The sequence below is a fragment of the Stenotrophomonas pavanii genome (assembly GCF_900101175.1).
GTDB lineage: Bacteria > Pseudomonadota > Gammaproteobacteria > Xanthomonadales > Xanthomonadaceae > Stenotrophomonas > Stenotrophomonas pavanii.
In genome coordinates this window covers 127,724-147,522 of record NZ_FNFQ01000006.1, presented here as the reverse complement: position 1 = coordinate 147,522, position 19,799 = coordinate 127,724, and the positions used below count along the sequence as shown (strand labels likewise).

Annotated in this window: 19 protein-coding genes; 14 read left to right on the top strand and 5 right to left on the bottom strand. The window is 66.4% G+C overall.

Features of this window, described 5'->3' with window-relative positions:
• Positions 1-107 precede the first annotated feature (107 nt).
• Positions 108-743 (top strand): glutathione S-transferase N-terminal domain-containing protein, encoded by a 636-nt coding sequence (locus tag BLS66_RS12010; protein WP_021203577.1) that lies wholly within the window; start codon positions 108-110, stop codon positions 741-743.
• Between the two features lie 84 nt (positions 744-827).
• The gene (locus tag BLS66_RS12005; protein ID WP_014646584.1) at positions 828-1,280 is read left to right on the top strand and encodes a ClpXP protease specificity-enhancing factor; all 453 of its coding nucleotides are present in this window, start codon (positions 828-830) and stop codon (positions 1,278-1,280) included.
• Positions 1,281-1,365: 85 nt separating this feature from the next.
• Here BLS66_RS12005 and BLS66_RS12000 read toward each other — a convergent pair whose 3' ends face one another.
• From BLS66_RS12000 to BLS66_RS11985, 4 genes are all read right to left on the bottom strand, one after another.
• Positions 1,366-1,716 (bottom strand): DUF3301 domain-containing protein, encoded by a 351-nt coding sequence (locus BLS66_RS12000; RefSeq protein WP_005415950.1) that lies wholly within the window; start codon positions 1,714-1,716, stop codon positions 1,366-1,368.
• A gap of 67 nt (positions 1,717-1,783) precedes the next feature.
• Complete coding sequence (locus tag BLS66_RS11995) at positions 1,784-2,785, bottom strand: DUF2272 domain-containing protein (protein ID WP_057495221.1); 1,002 nt, start codon at positions 2,783-2,785, stop codon at positions 1,784-1,786.
• A gap of 115 nt (positions 2,786-2,900) precedes the next feature.
• Positions 2,901-3,752: a carboxylating nicotinate-nucleotide diphosphorylase gene (nadC, locus tag BLS66_RS11990; protein WP_074725941.1), complete on the bottom strand. Its 852-nt coding sequence runs from the start codon at positions 3,750-3,752 to the stop codon at positions 2,901-2,903.
• Complete coding sequence (locus BLS66_RS11985) at positions 3,749-4,018, bottom strand: Trm112 family protein (protein WP_005408847.1); 270 nt, start codon at positions 4,016-4,018, stop codon at positions 3,749-3,751. The genes nadC and BLS66_RS11985 overlap by 4 nt, the downstream gene beginning before the upstream one ends.
• Before the next feature lie 58 nt (positions 4,019-4,076).
• On the opposite strand from BLS66_RS11985, the gene purE reads away from it, so the two are divergent.
• The 3 genes from purE to BLS66_RS11970 all read left to right on the top strand — a co-directional run bounded on the left by purE (position 4,077) and on the right by BLS66_RS11970 (position 6,177).
• Positions 4,077-4,580 (top strand): 5-(carboxyamino)imidazole ribonucleotide mutase, encoded by a 504-nt coding sequence (gene purE, locus BLS66_RS11980; protein WP_005412808.1) that lies wholly within the window; start codon positions 4,077-4,079, stop codon positions 4,578-4,580.
• Complete coding sequence (locus tag BLS66_RS11975) at positions 4,577-5,725, top strand: 5-(carboxyamino)imidazole ribonucleotide synthase (protein WP_074725940.1); 1,149 nt, start codon at positions 4,577-4,579, stop codon at positions 5,723-5,725. Before purE ends, BLS66_RS11975 begins: the two co-directional genes overlap by 4 nt.
• 110 nt (positions 5,726-5,835) lie before the next feature.
• The gene (locus tag BLS66_RS11970; RefSeq protein WP_049467531.1) at positions 5,836-6,177 is read left to right on the top strand and encodes a carboxymuconolactone decarboxylase family protein; all 342 of its coding nucleotides are present in this window, start codon (positions 5,836-5,838) and stop codon (positions 6,175-6,177) included.
• A 114-nt stretch (positions 6,178-6,291) separates the two neighbouring features.
• Here BLS66_RS11970 and BLS66_RS11965 read toward each other — a convergent pair whose 3' ends face one another.
• Entirely contained in the window at positions 6,292-6,870 is a 579-nt protein-coding gene (locus BLS66_RS11965) for a superoxide dismutase (protein WP_074725984.1), read from the bottom strand.
• 121 nt (positions 6,871-6,991) lie between these two features.
• Between BLS66_RS11965 and grxD the strand changes: the two genes are divergently transcribed.
• The 9 genes from grxD (at position 6,992) to BLS66_RS11920 (ending at position 19,778) form a co-directional block, all read left to right on the top strand.
• Positions 6,992-7,312, top strand: a complete 321-nt coding sequence (gene grxD, locus BLS66_RS11960) for a Grx4 family monothiol glutaredoxin (protein ID WP_049467533.1) — start codon at positions 6,992-6,994, stop codon at positions 7,310-7,312.
• A complete protein-coding gene (locus BLS66_RS11955; RefSeq protein ID WP_049467535.1) occupies positions 7,309-8,085 on the top strand; it encodes an SDR family NAD(P)-dependent oxidoreductase in 777 nt (258 codons plus the stop codon). The genes grxD and BLS66_RS11955 overlap by 4 nt, the downstream gene beginning before the upstream one ends.
• 232 nt (positions 8,086-8,317) lie before the next feature.
• On the top strand, positions 8,318-11,521 hold the full coding sequence (locus BLS66_RS11950; protein ID WP_229301983.1) for a TonB-dependent receptor: 3,204 nt from the start codon (positions 8,318-8,320) through the stop codon (positions 11,519-11,521).
• 239 nt (positions 11,522-11,760) lie between these two features.
• Entirely contained in the window at positions 11,761-13,149 is a 1,389-nt protein-coding gene (gene ppnN / locus BLS66_RS11945) for a nucleotide 5'-monophosphate nucleosidase PpnN (RefSeq protein WP_049467539.1), read from the top strand.
• 160 nt (positions 13,150-13,309) lie between these two features.
• Positions 13,310-13,825, top strand: a complete 516-nt coding sequence (locus BLS66_RS11940; protein ID WP_053463494.1) for a pilus assembly FimT family protein — start codon at positions 13,310-13,312, stop codon at positions 13,823-13,825.
• Positions 13,822-14,319 (top strand): type IV pilus modification protein PilV, encoded by a 498-nt coding sequence (gene pilV / locus BLS66_RS11935; protein ID WP_057495216.1) that lies wholly within the window; start codon positions 13,822-13,824, stop codon positions 14,317-14,319. Before BLS66_RS11940 ends, pilV begins: the two co-directional genes overlap by 4 nt.
• A gap of 8 nt (positions 14,320-14,327) precedes the next feature.
• The gene (locus tag BLS66_RS11930; protein WP_053506820.1) at positions 14,328-15,485 is read left to right on the top strand and encodes a PilW family protein; all 1,158 of its coding nucleotides are present in this window, start codon (positions 14,328-14,330) and stop codon (positions 15,483-15,485) included.
• Between the two features lie 5 nt (positions 15,486-15,490).
• The gene (locus BLS66_RS11925; protein WP_074725939.1) at positions 15,491-16,012 is read left to right on the top strand and encodes a pilus assembly PilX family protein; all 522 of its coding nucleotides are present in this window, start codon (positions 15,491-15,493) and stop codon (positions 16,010-16,012) included.
• A gap of 13 nt (positions 16,013-16,025) precedes the next feature.
• Complete coding sequence (locus tag BLS66_RS11920) at positions 16,026-19,778, top strand: pilus assembly protein (protein ID WP_057495214.1); 3,753 nt, start codon at positions 16,026-16,028, stop codon at positions 19,776-19,778.
• Positions 19,779-19,799 lie beyond the last annotated feature (21 nt).

The window sequence follows — 19,799 nt, the reverse complement described above, 5'->3', positions numbered from 1 at the left end:
ATTGGCTTTTGTGATGGCCGGTTGCACACTCGGGGAGGAGTCGACCGCCGGCACGGTGCCGGCGGCGCCGATGCGGCAGGCGGTCTCCTGTCGTGGGAGAGCCTTTGATGGCGGCGAGCGTACGCATGCGCAATACACTGACGCTGTTTTCCTCGAACGACGACGTACTGTGCCACCGTGTACGCCTGGTCCTGGCGGCCAAGGGGGTCACCTTCGACTTTGTCCCGGTCGATCCGCAGAACCCGCCTGAAGACCTGATCGATCTCAATCCGTACCATTCGGTGCCGACCCTGGTCGAGCGCGAACTGGTGCTGTACGCCGCCTCGGTGGTCAGCGAATACCTGGACGAGCGCTATCCGCATCCGCCGCTGATGCCGGTCGATCCGCTGTCCCGTGCGCGCATCCGCCTGGCGATGCTGCGCATCGAGCACGACTGGGTGCCGCAGGTGCAGGCCATCCAGCTGGGCAACAAGACCCAGGCCGAGGCCGGTCGCAAGCGCCTGAAGGAACTGCTGACGGCCTCGCTGCCGCTGTTCAAGGCCAGCAAGTTCTTCCTCAACCCGGAAATGAGCCTGGCCGACTGCGCCATGGCCCCGATCATCTGGCGCCTGCAGTCGCTGGATGTTCCGCTGCCGAAGGATGGCAAGGCGATCGAGGACTACGGCAACCGCATCTTCCGCCACCCCGGTTTCGTCCGCAGCCTGACCGAGCAGGAAAAGAAACTGCGCGACCTGCCGGCCTGACCGGCCCATGCAGTACCCGTCTGCACGCCGACCGGCGTGCAGGCGATCCGCCCCGGCAGGCCGCCGGGCGCGTACACTTCACGCATGACCGAAGACTTCTTCCACATGACCAGCCACCGCCCGTACCTGCTGCGGGCGCTGGTGGAATGGATCAACGACAACCAGCTGACCCCGCACATCCTGGTCGACGCCGGCGTTCCCGGCGTGCAGGTCCCGCCTTCGGCGGTCAAGGATGGCCGGGTCGTGCTCAACATCGCCGAACGTGCTGTCGTGCGGCTGATGATCGACAACGAGATGGTCAGCTTCTCGGCGCGCTTCTCCGGTACCAGCTACCCGGTGCAGGTGCCGATCAGCGCCGTGCTGGCCGTCTACGCCCGCGAGACCGGGCAGGGCATGGCGCTGCCGGATGACATCCCGGGCAGCGAAACCGCGCCGACCAGCGACGAGCTGCTGCATGAGGACGGCACGCCACCGGACGATACGCCGCCGGCCAGCCCGCCGCCGAAGGGCCGCCCGAACCTGCGCGTGGTCAAGTAACCCTTCCGACGCCGCCCCGATGGGCGGCGTTTTTCTTTGCCCGTTTGCGGTGGGTGCCTGCCGTTGGTCAGGACATCCTTAAACCCTAGACATCCTCGGCATCCTCCACATCCGGCCGGATCTGGCTGATCCGCGCGGCACCGGGGCCAGTGAACGAGATCAACTGGTCGCCACGCAGCACCATGCGGCCCACGTGGCGGTCGATGCCATCGTAGGAATACTCGAACTTGAAGGTGCGTTCGAAGCCGAGCCGGCCATCCTCGCCACGCGACAGCCGCAACCCGGTGGCGTGCACCGCCTGGTCCAGCCACTGCACGTCGGCGGCGCGGCAGGCATTGCGTCCCAGTTCCACCGCGCGCTCGGCGGCCGAGCGCGCGGCGTTCCAGAAGAAGTAGATGATTCCGCCGGCAATCAGCAACAGCAGCAGGGTGGGCATGGCGTCAGCCGTCAGAGGTGGATCCGGCAAAGATGGCGGCGAATGCGTGCTGGATCAAGCGCCTGTGTCACCGCCTTGGCGGCTGCGGGTCGGTCATCGGTGATGGGGGTGCGGTGGCCGGCACCGTGGCCGGCACTGCCTGCATCGGTGCTGTGCTGGGCGAAGGCATCGCCAAGGGCGTAGTCGCGGTCAGCTGCAGCAGGGCCGCCCAGTCCTGGCGGTTGAAACTGCATTCGTCCTCACGCCCCGGGGTGCAGCTGGGGTCAATGCCGGTGCTGTTGCGTTCGCGCGCCGGCGGCAGCTTGATCAGCCCGGTACGATCCAGCGGCAGCAACCGCATCGCCACGGTGTTCATCACGTTGCCACCGACCAGGTACAGGGTCTGGTCGCCGCCGAGGTTGGCGGCCACCACCACTTCGCAATGTGATTTCCAGTGGCCCACCGAACCGTTGCCCAGCGCCTGCACCAATCCACTGTAACTGAGCGTGCTGCTACGGTCGCGCAGGAAGCACAGCAGGTCACCGGGCGCGGGTTTGGCCGTGGCCGGGTCGACCAGCCTGTACGGCACGCCCGAGGGGCCGCCCTGGTACGCGGCGCGGATGTAGTCGATATGGCGTGGCGAGGTATTGAAGCCGGGCACACCGGCACGCACCATCACCCACGAAATGAAGGCGGCCGACCACGGGTTGTCGACCAGGAACGCGCGGCAGTCACTGTCGGTATAGCGCGTGCCCAGCGGTGCCAGGCAGCTGCTGGCGCCGGCGATGCTGCCCATGGCGTTGAGCGTGCCGCTGTTGCGCCAGTAGCCGGCCACGCGCTGCCAGGCGATCAGTCCGTTGTCGGCCAGGTGTTCGTTCTCGGCCTCGGTGACACTGAGACTCGCCGCACGGCCATCACGATCGATGAAAGGCCGGAACCAGAGCCGGTGTTCATTGCAGGCAGTATTGCGGATGGCCACCGCCAACGGACTCAGGCCGAAGCGGGGCGGCACATCGCAGGCTTCGGCGGCCGCTGCGGACAGGGGCGCCGCAGCCAGCAGCAGACAGGCAGGCAAGAGCATCCGGCGCATGCGCGGCTCCTGTGGGGGATGCCCGCAGCGTCGCAGTGCTGTCGTGAACGCCGGGTGTGAGAACGGGGTCCGATCCCTTTTCCCATGGAAAAGGGATCGGACCACACGCCGGGCCTCAGCCCGGTGGCGGGCCCAGCTTCAACGACAGGTCGATCGCCTGCACGTGCTTGGTCAGGCCGCCGATGGAGATGCAGTCGACGCCATCCTCGGCGATCGAGCGCAGGCCGCCCAGGCCGACGCTGCCGGAGACTTCCAGTGGAATGCGGCCGGCAGTGATGCGTACGGCTTCGCGGCGCAGGTCGGGGCTGAAGTCGTCCAGCAGGATGCGTTCGCACCCGGCTTCAAGTGCCTGGCGCAGCTGCGCCAGGTCTTCGACCTCGACCACCAGCGGCAGCGCAGGCCACTCACGGCGTGCGGCGGCCACCGCCGCGGCCAGCGAACCGGCGGCACGGATGTGGTTCTCCTTCAGCATCACCGTGTCGTACAGGCCGAAGCGATGATTCTCGCCACCGCCGCAGCGCACCGCGTACTTCTGCGCCAGGCGCAGGCCGGGCAGGGTCTTGCGGGTGTCGAGGATGCGCGTGCCGGTACCGGCCACCGCTGCCACGTAACGGGCGGTGGTCGTGGCGGTGCCGGACAACGTCTGCAGGAAATTGAGCGAGGTGCGCTCAGCGCTGACCAGGCTGCGGCTGCGCCCGTGCAGCAGCGCCAGCACGGTGCCGGCGGTGACGGCATCGCCTTCGGCGATGTGCCATTCAATGCGCACATCGGGGTCGAGCGCGCGATGGGTGGCGTCGAACCAGGGCCGCCCGGCGATCACCGCGTCCTGCTTGCACAGCAGGTAGGCGCTGTCAGCCTGGTCGGGCAGCAGGGCAGCGGTGACGTCGCCGCTGCCCAGGTCCTCGGCCAGTGCACGCGCGACATCGGCGGCGACCAGGGCCGCATCCGGCGTCGGCAGCGTGCTCATGCGGCCGGGAAGTCGGCGATCTGGGCCGTCGGGATGGCTTCCTCGGCCAGCAGCACCGGGATGCCGTCGTCGACGCGGAACACCTGCTTGCGGTCACGGGTGACCAGCGCTTCGCGCAGCGGCTGCGCCAGCGGGTTGCCATCGGCCTTGTTCACCGCGCCGGCGGAGATGGCCTTGTTGAGGGCTTCCAGGCCCTTGCCATCCAGCAGGGACAGGGGCTGGCGGGTGTCCGGCGACACCAGCAGGTCGAGCAGCTTGCGATCCATGGTTCTTCGTCTTGCGTGGAAGATGGCTAGAATACGTCTTTAAGGCAGGTGACGGCCAATGACCCCCAACCCGATCGCGCCGCTTGTCGGCATCGTCATGGGTTCCCGTTCCGACTGGGAAACCATGCAGCACGCCGCCCAGAAGCTTGAAGCCCTGGGTGTTCCGTTCGAAGTGAAGGTGGTGTCCGCGCATCGGACCCCGGATGTGTTGTTCAGTTACGCCGAGCAGGCGGGCCCGCGTGGCCTGCGCGCGATCATCGCCGGTGCCGGCGGGGCCGCGCACCTGCCGGGCATGATCGCGGCCAAGACCGCCGTGCCGGTGCTGGGCGTGCCGGTGCAGTCCAAGGCCCTCAACGGCATGGACTCGCTGCTGTCGATCGTGCAGATGCCGGCCGGCATTCCGGTCGCCACCTTCGCCATCGGCAATGCCGGCGCCTCCAACGCGGCGCTGTTCGCGGCGGCGATGCTGGCCAGCGACCAGCCGGCGATCGGCCAGGCGCTGGACGCCTTCCGTGCACGCCAGACCGAAGACGTGATGGCCCACGACGATCCGCGCCAATGAGCCTGACCGTCGGCATCCTGGGCGGCGGCCAGCTCGCCCGCATGATGGTCCTGGCCGGTGCGCCGCTGGGGCTGCGTTTCGAACTGTACGACCCGGCAGCCGACGCCTGCAGCGGCCCACTGGCGCCGCTCACCGTCGGTGCCTTCGATGACCGCCAGGCGCTGGCGGACTTCGCCGCCAAGGTCGACGTGGTCACCTTCGATTTCGAGAACGTGCCCGCCGACAGTGCGCAGTTCCTGGCCGGCCGCGTGCCGGTCTACCCGCCGCCGGCTGCGCTGGCGGTGGCCCAGGACCGGTTGAGCGAGAAGACCCTGTTCCAGCAGCTGGGCATTCCGCTGCCGGCCTTCGCCGACATCCGCAGCCGCGACGAGCTGGCGGCGAAGGCCGCTGAATTCGGCCTGCCGTGCATCCTCAAGACCCGCCGTCTGGGCTACGACGGCAAGGGCCAGTTCCGCCTGCGCAGCGAGGCCGACGTCGACGCCGCCTGGGAGGCGCTGGGCGCGCAGGTCGAGCGCACCGGGCTGATCCTGGAGGGCTTCGTCGCCTTCCAGCGCGAGGTCAGCGTGGTGGCCGTGCGTGGCCGCGATGGCAGCTTCGAGGCCTGGCCGATCACCGGCAACTGGCATGTCGATGGCGTGCTGTCGGCCAGCGTGGCGCCGGCGGTGCTGTCCGACGCCGAGCAGCAGGCGGCCATCGGCTACGCGCGCCGTGTCGCCGAGCACCTGCAGTACGTCGGCGTGTTCGCGCTGGAGCTGTTCTGCCGCGATGGCGAGCTGTTGGCCAACGAGATGGCGCCGCGCGTGCACAACTCCGGCCACTGGACCATCGAAGGCAGCGAGACCTCGCAGTTCGAGAACCACCTGCGTGCCGTGCTGGGCCTGCCGCTGGGCAGCACCCGCATGCTCGGCCATGCCTGCATGCTGAACTGGCTGGGCGAGATGCCCGACCCGGCACCGGTACTGGCCCAGGCCAGCGGCCATTGGCACGATTACGGCAAGCAGCCGCGTGAGGGCCGCAAGGTCGGCCACGCCACCCTGCGCGACGATGATGCCGTGGCATTGGCCGATGCGCTGGACCAGATTGGCCTGGAGCTGGACCGTCAGGCCCAGGTCGCACCCGCGGTGCACGCGCTGCGCAACCGCTGAGCCGGCAGTGCCGGCCGCTGGCCGGCAATGCAACGATGTGGCGCGCCGGTGCAGGCATTGGCGCAACATTTCCGGTGGTAGCGTGGAGCTCCTTTACAGGAGTCACGACCATGCTCGACTGGAATGCCTACCGCAAGGAACTGAAGGGTCGTATCGGCGAGATCGGCAAGCTCTCGCCCGACACGATCAAGGGCTACGCCACCCTGGCCAACGCCGGCGCCCAGACCAACCACCTTGATGCCAAGACCCGCGAGTTGATCGCGCTGGCGGTGGCGGTGACCACCCGCTGCGACGGCTGCATCACCGTGCATGTGGACGCAGCGCTGAAGCAGGGCGCCAGCCGCGAGGAAATCGCCGAAGCACTGGGCGTGGCGGTGTCGCTCAACGCCGGCGCCGCGCTGGTGTACTCGGCGCGGGTGATGGATGCGGTGGCCGCGCACGAGAGCGCGTGACGCTCCGCTCTGCATTTCGGTAGTGCCGGCCGCTGGCCGGCAACCCCGGCATCCTTGTACGTCCAGTGGGCTGGCGGCCAGCGGCCGGCACTACCCGGTGACCGAGCCGCTGCCTCAGCGCAGCTGGCTCTCGGCGAATTCCCAGTTGACCAGCTGCCAGAACCCGTCCAGGTAGCGCGCGCGATCATTCTGGTAATCGGTGTAGTAGGCGTGCTCCCAGACATCGCAGCACAGCAGCGGGGTGCTTTCGCCGGTCAGTGGCGTGCCGGCATTGCGCGTGGCCTGGATGCCCAGCTGGCCACCGGGGTGCTGCACCAGCCACACCCAGCCCGAGCCGAACAGGCCCAGCGCCGTGCGGTTGAACTCCTCGCGCAGGCGCTGTACGTCGCCGAACTGGCGCTTGACCAGCTCGCCCAGCCGGCCCTGCGGCTCGCCGCCGCCGCGCGGGCGCAGGCACTGCCAGTAGAAGCCATGGTTCCAGGCCTGGGCGGCCGCATCGAACAGAGCGCCCTGGGCATGGCGCACGATCTCTTCCAGTGACGCCTCCTCCCACTCGGTGCCGAGGGTGCCGGCATTGACCGCGTCGACATAGGCGCGGTGGTGGCGGCCGTGATGCAGCTCCACGGTCTGCGCGGACAGGTGCGGCTGCAGGGAGCCGGAGAGGTAGGGCAGGGCAGGCAATTCGACGGGCATGGACAGGTTCGTGGCCAGGGGGACGGCGGCAGCCTGTTCCATCCGCTTACAATGGCGGCTACCGTGGGCAGTCTAGCCGACCATCACGGTCGGGTTGTCCGGCGAAGCAAGGAGTGTGGTTGTGGCGGTGATGCAGCAAATCCAGGCCGAGGTCGATCGTTACCCGCTCGTGCTGTTCATGAAAGGCACCCCGCAGTACCCGATGTGCGGCTTTTCCAGTCGCGCCGTGCAGGCGCTGATGGCGGCCGGCGCTGTCGCCCTGCGCACCGTCAACGTGCTCGAGGAACCGGAGATCCGTGCCAACCTGCCGCGCTTCTCCAACCTGCCGACCTTCCCGCAGCTGTTCATCAACGGTGAGCTCATCGGCGGCTGCGACATCGTCATGGAACTGTTTGAATCCGGCGAGCTCAAGCGCATCGTCGAAGAGGCGACCCAGGGATGAGTGCCTGGCCGTCGACGTCACCGACTGACGGGGCGTTCGATGGCCGCCCGTTGCAGGACCGCGTGGTGCTGGTTGCCGGGGCCGGCGGCGGGCTGGGCAGTGCCGCGGCGGTTGCTGCCGCAGCCGCCGGGGCCACCGTGGTCCTGCTGGGGCGCAAGCCGCGCCGGTTGGACCGGGTCTATGCCCAGGTCCAGGCGGTCGGCCCGGAACCCCTGCTGTACCCGCTGGACCTGGAAGGTGCCGGCCCCGACGACTACGCCGAACTGGCCCAGGCCCTGCAGCGCGAGCTGGGGCGGCTGGACGGCCTGCTGGTCTGCGCCGCGCATTTCCCGGGGCTGACCCCGTTCGAGCTGGCCGACCCAGCCAGCTTCGCCCGCGCGGTCCATGTCACCCTGACGGCCCCGGCCTGGCTGGCCCAGGCCTGCCTGCCGCTGCTGCGACAGCGCGAGGATGCCGCCCTGGTGTTCGCGGTCGATGCCCCTGAACGGGTGGGGCAGGCCTACTGGGGAGGGTACGGCGTGGCCCAGCACGGCCTGCGTGGCCTGATCGCCAGCCTGCACGATGAACTGGGCCGCAGTCCCGTCCGGGTCAGCGGCCTGTACCCCGGCCCCCTGCGCACGGCGCTGCGCGCACGTGCCTATTCCGTCGACCAGGACCCGGCTGCGCAAGGCCCGGAAGCCGCAGCGGCAGCGGCGGTGACCCTGTTGTCCGGGGCCGGGAGCGCCTGGCGTGGGCAGATTCTTGATGCCAGTGGGATGGCCCGGGAAAAGTGAGTCCCATGGAAAGGCAGAGTGAAGAACCCGTCACGATTGCGTTGCGAACCGGTGCCGTTTGTCGCACAACCGTCACATTGATGGCGTAGCGTGTTAATCTAGTGTTAACCGTTAGGGCTGCCTTCAGCCGAGCGGTAGGGAACCCCAGATAACTCTCCGATCAGCCACCCGCAGGGCTGCTTGGATGCGCTTTTTTTCCGCCATCGCCAACTCGCATCGAGGCTACCGAAAAATGACCCACCCACTCCGGATGTCCAAGCTCACCCTTGGTCTCGTGGCTGCACTTGCCGCCGCCCCCGCCTTCGCCCAGAGCACCTCTGCCGGTGTCGGCGGCCAGGTCGTGTCCCGCAGCGGCCAGCCCGTTGCCGGCGCTGAAGTCACCATCACCCACACCGAGTCGGGCACCGTTTCGCGTGCGACCACCGATGCGGCCGGCCGCTACAACGCGCGCGGCCTGCGCGTGGGTGGTCCGTACTCGATCACCATCACCAAGCCGGGTGAAGGCACCAAGACCGAAGATGGCGTCTACCTGGGCGTGAACCAGACCGGCACCATCAATGCCACCCTGGCCGGCGACCTCGCCGCGACCAACCTGGACACCGTGCAGGTCACCGCTGTCGGCGGTGGTTCGGAAGTGTTCAGCGCCACCAAGATGGGCTCGGGCACCAACATCAGCCAGCAGCAGATCGAAGTTGCGCCGTCCATCGGCGGCAACATCCAGGATCTGATGCGCCTGGATCCGCGCGTGACCTTCATCGATCGCGCCTCGGGCTCGATCTCGGCCGGTGGCCAGAACCCGCGCTTCAACTCGATCAACATCGACGGCGTCTCGGCCAGCGACACCTTCGGCCTGGAAGGCAACAACATGCCGACCCGCCGCCAGCCGGTCGCGATGGAAGCCATCGAAGCCCTGGACATCAACCTGTCCAACTACGACGTCAGCATCGCTGCTGCCGCCGGTGCCACCGTCAACGCGGTGACCAAGTCGGGTACCAATGAATTCCACGGTTCGGTGTACGGCACCTACCGTGATGGCGACTGGTTCGGCGACAACCCGGAAGGCCAGCCGTTCAAGGGCTTCACCAAGGAAGAAACCTACGGCATGACCCTGGGCGGCCCGATCGTCAAGGACAAGCTGTTCTTCTTCGCCAACTACGAAAAGTTCAAGCAGGCCGCCCCGGGCGCCGACCTGAGCGGCACCGCGCTGGGCAAGGCCAACCCGCAGTTCACCCTGGCCGACGTGACCCGCGCGCAGCAGATCGCGCAGGGCTATGGCATCAACGCCGGTGGCCTGGAAAGCAACGGCGACACGGAGATGGAAGAGTACGCGCTGAAGCTGGACTGGAACATCAGCGAGAACCACCGCGCCAACATCCGTTACAGCAAGATCGACCAGAGCAAGCTGCGCATCAACGGCATGACCACCAGTTCGGCCTCGCTGAGCTCGTACTGGTACCAGCATGACAAGACCAACGAGAGCTACGTCGCTCAGCTGTTCAGTGACTGGACCCCGAACTTCTCGACCGAATTGAAGGCGTCGTACCGCGAGTACTCGGCGATCCGCAACGTGTCCACCGGCGCGCCGAGCATCCGCATCTACTTCGGCGGCAACGAGGCTGCGCCGTCGGGCGATTCGCTGTACCTGGGTACCGAGGTCAATTCGCAGGACAACATCCTCGAGACCAAGGCATGGAACTACTACGCCGCCGCCACCTGGACCCTGGGTGACCACGACGTCAAGTTCGGCGCCTCGTACGACACCAACGACATCTACAACTACTTCGGCGCCAACTCGTGGGGTGCCTACACCTTCTACGGCCTGGACAACTTCGCCGCTGGCCGCTGGAGCAGCTACAACTACAACCCGGAGCGCACCCCGGGCTCGATTCCGGCTGACTACAAGTACAGCAACCTGGCCCTGTTCGTGCAGGACACCTGGTATGTCAACAACAACCTGACCCTGACCCTGGGCGTGCGTGCCGACCGTGCCGACACCAGCCCGGCCCCGACCTACAACGCTGCAGCCTCGACCTTCTTCGGTCGCGACAACAGCGAGGTGCTGAGCAACAAGTTCCTGATCCAGCCGCGCGTCGGTTTCAACTACACCTTCGACAGCGAGCGTCCGACCCAGCTGCGCGGCGGCGTGGGCCTGTTCCAGGGTGATGCGCCGCAGGTGTGGCTGAGCAACAGCTACTCGGCCACCGGCTTCAACAATTCGGTGTACGCCTACACTGCCTACGATCGCACGCTGCCGTTCAACGGGAACAAGGACAGCCAGCCGGTCCCGACCACCCCGGGCTCGAACCGTCAGAACGTCAACTTCGTCGGCAGCGACTTCAAGATGCCGTCGGTGTACAAGGCCAACCTGGCCTTCGATCATGAGACCCCGTGGTACGGCATCGTGGCTTCGGCCGAGCTGCTGGTCACCAAGGTCAAGGATGCCCTGTACTACAGGAACCTGAACCTGGGCCCGGTGCAGCAGCTGGGTCCGGACGGTCGTGAGCTCTATTACGCTGCGTCGCGCAACGGCAACCTGTGGACCAACAGCGATGCCCGCTTCGGGCGGAACCGCGGCTACGACGCCGTCTACGAAATCGCCAACACCGACAAGGGCCGCACCTCGCAGTTCACCGTGTCGCTGAGCAAGCCGTGGTCGGACGCCAGTGACTGGTCCTGGAACATCGGTTACACCTACACCGACGCTACCGAAGTGGGCTCGCTGACCAGCTCCACTGCAAGCTCGGGTTGGAACTACCAGTACGCCTTCAACGCCAACAGCGAAACCGAGAACACCTCGCGCTACCAGATCCGTGACCGCCTGTCGGGCTCGCTGAACTGGAAGCACAAGTTCTTCGGCGACTACGAAACCAAGGTCGGTCTGGTGTACGAGGGCCGCAGCGGCCGTCCGTACAGCTACGTGTACGTGAACGATGCCAACGGCGACGGCCGTGCCGCAAACGACCTGTTCTACGTGCCGAACCCGGGCGAGGTTCTGTTCGGCAATCTGGTGGGCAGCACCTTCACCCCGGATGCGGCAATGGAGAAGTCGTTCTACGAATGGCTGGCGGCCAACCCGCAGCTGGCCAAGTACGCAGGCGGCTACGCTCCGGCCAACCAGTTCCGTACCGGCTGGATCAACACCTTCGACATCCGCATCAGCCAGCAGCTGCCGGGCTTCATGAAGGGTCACAAGTCGGAAGTGTGGCTGGACATCCAGAACGTCGGCAACATGCTCAACAAGAAGTGGGGCAACATCTACGACTACGGCTTCTTCGCCGATGCGCGCGTGGCTACCCTGCAGGGCATGAAGGACGGCAAGTACGTCTACAACTTCCGCGGCGCTGACCTGCCGACGGTGGCCAACAACGACGCAGACGGCTTCGACGTCGGTGTCTCGCAGTGGTCGCTGCAGCTGGGCTTCCGCTACCAGTTCTGATGCACTGACGTAGCGCTGCTGTAAACGGAAACGGCCGGGGAAACCCGGCCGTTTTCCGTTCAGGCGAAAGTCCTTGCAGGGTGTCGGGCAACGGCGTAGCATCCAGAAATGTGCGCGGCGTCAACGCCGCCCAGGCGAACGCGGGCAGCACACATCCAACGGTCGGGCTTCCCGGCCGTTTTGCTTTTTAAGGGGGCGGCAGTAAAGTCGGAAACCTTGAAGGAAGCGAAAAATTGGATATGACCACGAACGAAAAATCAGCCCGTGCGCTGCCGGTGCAGGATGCGCGGATCTACCCGCGCGGTGGGCTGGACGTGCTGTCGCGGGCCGAAGTGGCACGCCTGCGCGATGCCTCCGCCGGCGGCATGCATGAGCTGCTGCGCCGCTGCGCGCTGGCCGTGCTGACCAGCGGCAGCGCCTCGGACGATCCGCGCGCGGCGCGCGACCTCTACCCTGATTTCGACATCCAGGTGGCGCAGCAGGATCGCGGCGTGCGCATCGACCTGGTCAACGCACCGGCGATGGCCTTCGTCGACGGTGAGATCATCCGCGGTGTCGCCGAACTGCTGTTCGCCGTCGTGCGCGACCTGGCCTACATGGCCATCGAGATGGGCCCGGCCTACGCGGCCGAGCTGGAGTCGTCCGAGGGCATCACCAACGCGGTGTTCGGCCTGCTGCGCAACGCGCGCATCCTCAACCCGGGCGATCCGAACCTGGTGGTGTGCTGGGGCGGCCACTCGATCTCGCGCGACGAGTACCTGTACACCAAGCAGGTGGGTTACGAGCTGGGCCTGCGCGGCCTGGACATCTGCACCGGCTGCGGCCCGGGCGCGATGAAGGGCCCGATGAAGGGCGCGACCATCGCCCATGCCAAGCAGCGCCGCACCGTCACGCGCTACATCGGCCTGACCGAGCCGGGCATCATCGCGGCCGAGTCGCCGAACCCGATCGTCAACCATCTGGTGATCATGCCGGACATCGAGAAGCGCCTGGAGGCCTTCGTCCGCATCGGCCACGGCATCATCGTGTTCGCCGGTGGCGTCGGCACGGCCGAAGAGATCCTGTACCTGCTCGGCATCCTGCTGCGCGAGGAGAACAAGGACCTGCCGTTCCCGCTGATCCTGACCGGCCCGACCGTGGCAGCGCCATACTTCGAGCAGATCGACCGCTTCATCCGCCTGACCCTGGGCGACGAGGCTGCCGAGCGCTACGAGATCATCATCGGCGACCCGGTGGCCGTGGCCAGGAAGATGGCCAGTGGCATCAAGCGCGTGCGCGAACACCGCCTGGCGCAGAAGGACTCGTTCTTCTTCAACTGGTCGATCGAGATTCCGTGGGAGTACCAGCAGCCGTTCGTGCCGACCCACGAGGCAATGGCGGCGCTGGACCTGCATCACGGGCGTGCGCCGCACGCGCTGGCGGCCGACCTGCGCCGGGCGTTCTCGGGCATCGTGGCCGGCAACGTGAAGGAGGACGGCATGCGCCGCATCGAGCAGTTCGGGCCGTTCCAGATCCACGGTGACCCGGACATGATGCAGGCGCTGGACGCGCTGCTGCGCGCCTTCGTCGAGCAGCGCCGGATGAAGATCTCCGGCGAATACCAGCCCTGCTACCAGGTGCTGGCCTGAACCCGGGCCGGCGCGATGGGGATCGCGCCGGCACCGGTCGGGGAGGGTGGACGTCAAGCCTTTGACGCCCGTCGCCCCGGATTGACCGTTCATCCTGCCGCCGCTTGCCGGTGGCGGGGCGATGGCCCATCGTGGCCACCAACACGCTGGGGAGCGTCCAATGTCTTTGCGCCGGCAAAACGGCTTCACGCTGGTTGAACTGATGGTCACGCTGGCTGTCTTCGTGGTCCTGGCGTCGATCGCCTATCCGAGCTTCCGCAACATGATCCGCTCGAACCGGCTGGCGACCGCCAATAACGAGCTGATCGCGCTGGCCAACCTGGCCCGCAGCGAGGGCATCCGCAACAGCACCGGTGGCGGTGTCTGTGGCAGTGCCGATGGCAAAGCCTGCGATGGCGACTGGACCAAGGGGGTACTGGCGTGGTCGGACCTGGACGGCGACGGTCAGATGGGCGGCAATGACGTGGCGCTGCGCTTCTCGCAGGGCAACCCGCAGCTGAGCGTGGTCGGCCCACCGGGCGCGGTCATCGCCTTCGACGGGCGGGGCCGGCGCAGGGCTGTTGCTGATCAGACGCTGGTGCTGTCGCCGGATGCGTGCAAGGCCGGTGAATCGAAAAGCACGTTGACGATCAACCAATCCGGCCAGGTCCGGGTGACCAAGGGAACCTGCTCATGAGCCGCCGCAACCTTGCCCGCCCACGTTCTTCGCAGGGCGGCTTCAGCCTGATCGAAGTGATGGTGGCGGTGCTGATCCTGGCGTTCGGGCTGCTGGGCTTCGCCCTGCTGCAGACCACCAACGTCCGCTTCGTGCAGAGCGCGAACTACCGGACGCAGGCCACCAACCTGGCCAATGACCTGATCGAGCTGATGCGCGCGCAGCGCACCGACACCCTGGCCGGAGGCGCCTATTCCTCGGCCTCGTTCTCGGCCGGATCAGTGAAGCCCAACGGCGCCTGCGCCTGGCCGACCGGCGCCGCCGTGACGCCGAAGACGAACGTGGCGCGCTGGCAGTGCGAGGTCGCGCGCACGCTGGGCGAGAAGGCCAGTGCACAGGTGACCTTCGTGCAGAGCACCGGTCAGGTCACCGTGGCGATCAGCTGGGGTGACCAGCGCTGGGATCCGAAGGACCCCGACAGCCTCACCACCTTCGGCCTGACGACCTTCCTGTGAACATGCCCATGAGTCCAATTTCGCGCGCCCGAGGCCTGTCGCTGATCGAACTGATGATTGCCATGGTCATCGGCCTGGTCCTGATGCTGGGCGTCACCCAGATCTTCATCGCTTCGCGTGCGGCATCGCGCCTGTCCGAAGGCGCGGCCCGCACGCAGGAGAACGCGCGTTTCGCACTGGATTTCCTGCAGCGTGACCTGCGCATGGCCGGCCATTTTGGTTGCGTCAACGACCAGGCGCACCTGGTCAAGAACACCGGCGATGTCGGCTACCACCTGGGTATCAGCTCCGGCAGTGGCGACCCACTGGACTTCTCGGTGCCGGTGCAGGGTTACGAGGCAGCAGGTACTGCGCCGGGCACCACGCTGACGCTGGGGCGGGCGTGGAGCGCGGCACAGTCGGTTCCGAAGAGCATCGCCAATCTCAAGCCGGCACCGTTGCCGGGCAGCGACATCCTGGTGTTGCGCCTGATGAGTCCGGAAGGGGCCGTGGTGACCGGCATCTCCGTGGCCGCGGGCGCGACCACGCTGACCGTCTCCAGTGATGGCATGGCCCGACTGAAGGCCAACGCCGCAGGCACGCCGACGGTCTTCGGCGTGGCCGACTGCACCCGTGCCGACGTGTTCCCGGCGACCATCAGCGGTTCGACCGTGAAGGTCGACAAGGTCGACCTGAGCAACTATTCGATCAACAACGCAATGACCATGCTGTATCGCGCCGATGGCATGGCGTACTACATCGCGAGCAACCCCAATGGCGAGCCGGCGCTTTACCGGGCACGTGCCAATGGCGCCGGTGGCTATGCCGACGGCGAGGAGCTGGTGGAAGGCATCGAGAACATGCAGTTCCTGTACGGCCTGGATGCCACCACCAACATCTCCCTGCCCACGCCGCCGACCGGGCGCATCGTGGACCAGCGCGTGGCCAGTGCGGTGAGCACCGGCACCGACGCTGCCGCCGCGGCGCAATGGCGACGCGTCGGCATGGTGCAGGTCGGCCTGCTGGCGCGCAGTCCGCAGCGTGCGTCGGCCGAAGCACCGGGCAGCGCGGCCACTTATCCAGCCATCCTGGGAGTGGGTTTCGCTCCGGCCGATCCTTACGACCAGCGCCACCGTGGCGCCTATGAAGCGTCCGTTGCGCTGCGCAACCGCTTGTTCGGGAACTGACGACCATGCGCACTTATCCTTCCTCCAGGCGCCGCCCCTTCGTTGCCCAGGCACGGCAGCAGGGTGCTGTTCTCTACGTCGCGCTGATCATGCTGGTGCTGCTGGCTCTACTGGGCGTGATCGGCATGCAGGTGGCCGGCATGCAGGAGCGTATGGCAGCCGGTTACCGGGCGACCAACATGGCGTTCCAGAACGCCGAAGGCGCGGCCCGCAGCGCCGAGAACGCGGTGGAGAACATCGCAAACCGGAAGGATGCCGGTGCCAATCCGGCCGTGGTTTCCTCCGACATCAACCAGCAGTGCGACGACGGCTTCGACCCGTCGGCCTGGATCGCGAAAACCAAGCTGAGCAGCAAGCCGGCGATCTATGTCCGTGAGATCCAGGGGTGCATCCAGGGCGAAGGTGCACTGGACATGGGCAAGACGGTGGAAAAGCCGACGCCGGTCTACCAGATCACGACCTATGCCGGTGATACCACCAGTGATGCGACGTCGCGTGCGGCGATCGATACCGTATTCAAGCTGTAAGGGTGGGGAACCCATGAACACTCGCAACCGCAGGATCCTGGCAGGCGCTGGCCTTGCCATTCTCGCCGCTGGGGGCTACCTGGCGCACACCCTGTTCGCGGCACAGGCGCAGGGCGTGCTGGCGCAGGAGCCGATGAACGTGCAGACGCGCGCGACGCCGGCCTTCATCATGGCCGTGGACGATTCGGGTTCGATGAATTTCGAACGCATGTTCCCCGGCGGTGACGGCCGCATGCGCTGGAACACCAGCACCGGAAGCTTCTTCAACAATGACGGAAGCTTCTTCAGTGTCGGTTCGGCGTGTTCGACCAATTCAGTGGACTGCTACCTTTATCTGTACCCACACGCGGATTTCAACAAGGAATATTCGCCGGGTCGCGCCATTCCGCCGCTGGACATCTACGGCTTTGCCCGTTCCCATGTCTACAACGCCAGCTACTTCAACCCGGACGTGACGTACCGGCCGTGGACCAATGCCGATGGCACGTTGTGGGCCGATGCCTCGATCACCCAGACCCGTGCCGATCCGCGCTCGGGCCAGCGTGGTTACAACGCCGTCTACAACATGACGACCGACCGTTCCACGACGGCGGAGCAGTTCCAGTTCGTCAGCGGCATGCGGATTCCCGACCTGTCCGGAACCGGCAACTCCTATTACACCGGCCGAGGCTGGAGCACGGCGGCGATCAGCAACACCGGCAACACCACCTATGCGGTGACCTATTTCCCGGCCACGTTCTACCTGCCAGCGGCGGCGCCGGCACCGGCGGGCTACAAGACCGACAATGCCAGCCGGCCACTGATCGCAGGGGCTTGTGGCCCCGGCTGCGACATGCGCCGCTACCAGATCAAGTCAGGCAACTATTCAAGTTCCGCGGCCTACAACGCCGCGATCCAGAACTTTGCCAACTGGTTCCAGTATCACCGCAATCGCGTATTGGCCATTGTCGGTTCGTCGACTGCCGCACTGGTGAGCGTGGATACGATGCGCGTGGGCTACTTCACCATCAACAAGCTCAGCAACGCGACCATGTACGACATGGTCACCAACCGGGCTGACCTGTACTCGCAGATCTACGGGTTGACCGCCAGTGGTGGCACGCCCAATCGTCGCGCCGTGGAGTACCTGGTGGACCAGTTCCGCCGTACCGATAGCGGCGCGCCGGTCCAGCTGGCCTGCCAGCGCAATGGCGGCATGCTGTTCACCGACGGCTACACCAACTCCGGCAATACGGCGAACAGCGGTTTCGGTGATGCCGACTCGGTGAACTCGACCCACCTGCCGTCCATTCCGTTCGCCGATGGCTACAGCAATACCATCGCCGACATCGCGGCGGCGGCCTACGCCGGCGCGCGCACGCCCCTGCGCACCGGGACCGGCTTCCCGGCAGGGCAGGTGCCGGTCAGTGACAAGTGCAATTCGCTGGACAAGGGCAGCCCGGACTGGAAGCGACTGGATTGCCAGACCGACCTGCACATGAACTTCTACGGCGTGACCCTGGGCGCGCAAGGCAAGATCTACGGCGTCAACCAGGCCGCCACCGACGATCCCTACAAGAACCCGCCGAACTGGGCCGGCAACGGCAACCCGATAAACGTGGACGACGGTACTGTCATCGATGAACTGTGGCATGCTGCCGTCAACAGCCGTGGCGAGTTCATCAACGCACAGACGCCGGCAGACGTCACCGAGGCCATGCGCCGGGTGCTGTCCTCGATTACCGGTGGTGCATCGCCATCAGGGACGATCGGCATCAGTGGTGCGCGCATCGGTACCGGCTCACTGGCGGTCACCCCGCGCTATGACATCACCAACAGTGGTACCGACTGGTCGAGCAAGCTGACCGCGTCAAGCGTCAAGGTCAACGCTGACCAGGTGGCCGAGCTCACCGAGGTGTGGGAGGCGTCCAGCCGCCTGTCCTCGTCCGGCCGCCGCATTGTCGCCAACAAGCTGGGTTCGCCGGTGGATTTCAACAGCGCCCGCATCAGCTTGCAGGATCTGTGCAGCAAGCCCAGCGGCAAGTACGCGACGATGCTGGTCTGCTCCGCCGACAAGCTGACGGCGATCAAGGCCGACCTGGCCAGCGCGATCAACTACCTCATGGCCGACAGCTCGACCGAAGTCCGCAACGGTGGCAAGTATCGTGACCGCACCACGCCGCTGGGTGACATCGTCAACTCGGCGCCGGTGGTGAGTTCGCCGTTGGACGACTACGGCTATCGCCAGCTCGGCGGCACCTACGCCAAGAGTTACACCGACTACCTGGCGACCAAGGCCAAGTCGCAGCGGTACATGGTCTATGTCGGCGCCAACGACGGCATGCTGCATGCCTTCGACGGCGGCATGAAGGCCGATGCAAAGCAGGACGGCACCGGCGGTACGGAGACGTTTGCCTACATCCCGGCCACCGCGCTGGGCCACATGGCCAACCTGCTGTTCCCCTACAAGTCCGACACGGCTGACCAGACCTTCCGCCACCGCTACTACGTCGACGGTCCGGTGACGGTGTCCGATACGTTCAACGGCACCGCCTGGCAGACCAGCCTGGTTGGCACCACCGGTGCGGGCGGTCGTTCGGTGTTCGCACTGGACGTCACCACGCCGGGCAGCTTCGGCACCGGCAACGTGCTGTGGGAAATCAGCGACGTCAACGCGTCGCTGAGGGACGAGGTGCGCAACAACATCGGTTTCGTGCTGGGCAAGCCGGTGATCGTGCCGGTGAAGAGCGGCACCGGCGTGGCCTGGAAGGCGATCTTTGGCAACGGCTATGGCAGTGCCAATGGCAAGGCCGTGCTGTTCGTTGTCGACATGGCCACAGGCGACATCCGCATGATCGAAGCGGTCGAGGGCACCTCGGGCGCCGGCATCTCCGGGGATAATGGGCTGGGCAATGTCGTGGTGGTCGATCGCTGGACCGGCGCCAACCAGGATGCGCGCGGCCGTGATGGGCTGGCCGACACCGTGTATGCCGCCGACCAGCGCGGTGCCGTGTGGAAGTTCGACCTGACCAGCAGTGCGAACACCACGCTGACGGTGCCGATGTTCACCAGCCAGGCGGCACAGGACTCCTCCGGCAAGACCTACCGCCAGCCGATCACCGGTGGCATGACCGCAGCGACCGGCCCCTCGGGCGGCGTAATGCTCTATTTCGGCACCGGTAGCTTCTCGTTCACCAGCGACAAGGATGACAAGTCGCAGCAGGCGCTCTACGCCGTAAACGATCTGTCGGGAAAGACGGTGACCTCCACGGTGACCGCTGCCAATCTCGTTCCGTATACAGCCGCCGCCGCCACAAGCAGCGATGAACGCAAGATCACTGCAGGCGTGGCGCCGGCCAACGCGCGTGGCTGGATGATTCAACTTCCCGCTGGCAACGGCGAACGCGCGGTAGGCAACCCGATCCTGGTCAGCGGCATTGTCTTCATGCCGACCTATGTGCCCAACATGGAAACGGTCGGCTGTTCGACCAGTGGTTCCAACTGGCTGTTCGGACTGTCGTCGATCAGCGGCCTGCCGATGCTGGAGAACGTCCGCTATGGCTCACCGGCCGGCAGCCAGCCCGGGGCAGGGACCGCAGCGATCGCGCTGAAGACGGGAGGGACCGCGCCGGTGCGTGACGTCTCGCTGTCGGTGCTGCCACGTCCGACGGACAACAAGGCGCCGCCCGGAGGCAGCTCCTGCTGGATGGCCGTCGGCGCGGCAGGCAGCCAGTCGCTCTACCTGCCTTACCCGTGTGGTCGCCAGTCCTGGCGCCAGCTCCAGTAACCCAAGTGCGAGGATCCACGC

Bases quoted from the DNA above. Each gene is read 5' to 3' on its own strand.
- BLS66_RS12010 (WP_021203577.1), top strand. From the start codon at position 108: ATGGCGGCGAGCGTACGCATGCGCAATACACTGACGCTGTTTTCCTCG.
- BLS66_RS12005 (WP_014646584.1), top strand. From the start codon at position 828: ATGACCGAAGACTTCTTCCACATGACCAGCCACCGCCCGTACCTGCTG.
- BLS66_RS12000 (WP_005415950.1), bottom strand. From the start codon at position 1,716: ATGCCCACCCTGCTGCTGTTGCTGATTGCCGGCGGAATCATCTACTTC.
- BLS66_RS11995 (WP_057495221.1), bottom strand. From the start codon at position 2,785: ATGCGCCGGATGCTCTTGCCTGCCTGTCTGCTGCTGGCTGCGGCGCCC.
- nadC (WP_074725941.1), bottom strand. From the start codon at position 3,752: ATGAGCACGCTGCCGACGCCGGATGCGGCCCTGGTCGCCGCCGATGTC.
- BLS66_RS11985 (WP_005408847.1), bottom strand. From the start codon at position 4,018: ATGGATCGCAAGCTGCTCGACCTGCTGGTGTCGCCGGACACCCGCCAG.
- purE (WP_005412808.1), top strand. From the start codon at position 4,077: ATGACCCCCAACCCGATCGCGCCGCTTGTCGGCATCGTCATGGGTTCC.
- BLS66_RS11975 (WP_074725940.1), top strand. From the start codon at position 4,577: ATGAGCCTGACCGTCGGCATCCTGGGCGGCGGCCAGCTCGCCCGCATG.
- BLS66_RS11970 (WP_049467531.1), top strand. From the start codon at position 5,836: ATGCTCGACTGGAATGCCTACCGCAAGGAACTGAAGGGTCGTATCGGC.
- BLS66_RS11965 (WP_074725984.1), bottom strand. From the start codon at position 6,870: ATGCCCGTCGAATTGCCTGCCCTGCCCTACCTCTCCGGCTCCCTGCAG.
- BLS66_RS11955 (WP_049467535.1), top strand. From the start codon at position 7,309: ATGAGTGCCTGGCCGTCGACGTCACCGACTGACGGGGCGTTCGATGGC.
- BLS66_RS11950 (WP_229301983.1), top strand. From the start codon at position 8,318: ATGACCCACCCACTCCGGATGTCCAAGCTCACCCTTGGTCTCGTGGCT.
- ppnN (WP_049467539.1), top strand. From the start codon at position 11,761: ATGACCACGAACGAAAAATCAGCCCGTGCGCTGCCGGTGCAGGATGCG.
- BLS66_RS11940 (WP_053463494.1), top strand. From the start codon at position 13,310: ATGTCTTTGCGCCGGCAAAACGGCTTCACGCTGGTTGAACTGATGGTC.
- pilV (WP_057495216.1), top strand. From the start codon at position 13,822: ATGAGCCGCCGCAACCTTGCCCGCCCACGTTCTTCGCAGGGCGGCTTC.
- BLS66_RS11930 (WP_053506820.1), top strand. From the start codon at position 14,328: ATGAGTCCAATTTCGCGCGCCCGAGGCCTGTCGCTGATCGAACTGATG.
- BLS66_RS11925 (WP_074725939.1), top strand. From the start codon at position 15,491: ATGCGCACTTATCCTTCCTCCAGGCGCCGCCCCTTCGTTGCCCAGGCA.
- BLS66_RS11920 (WP_057495214.1), top strand. From the start codon at position 16,026: ATGAACACTCGCAACCGCAGGATCCTGGCAGGCGCTGGCCTTGCCATT.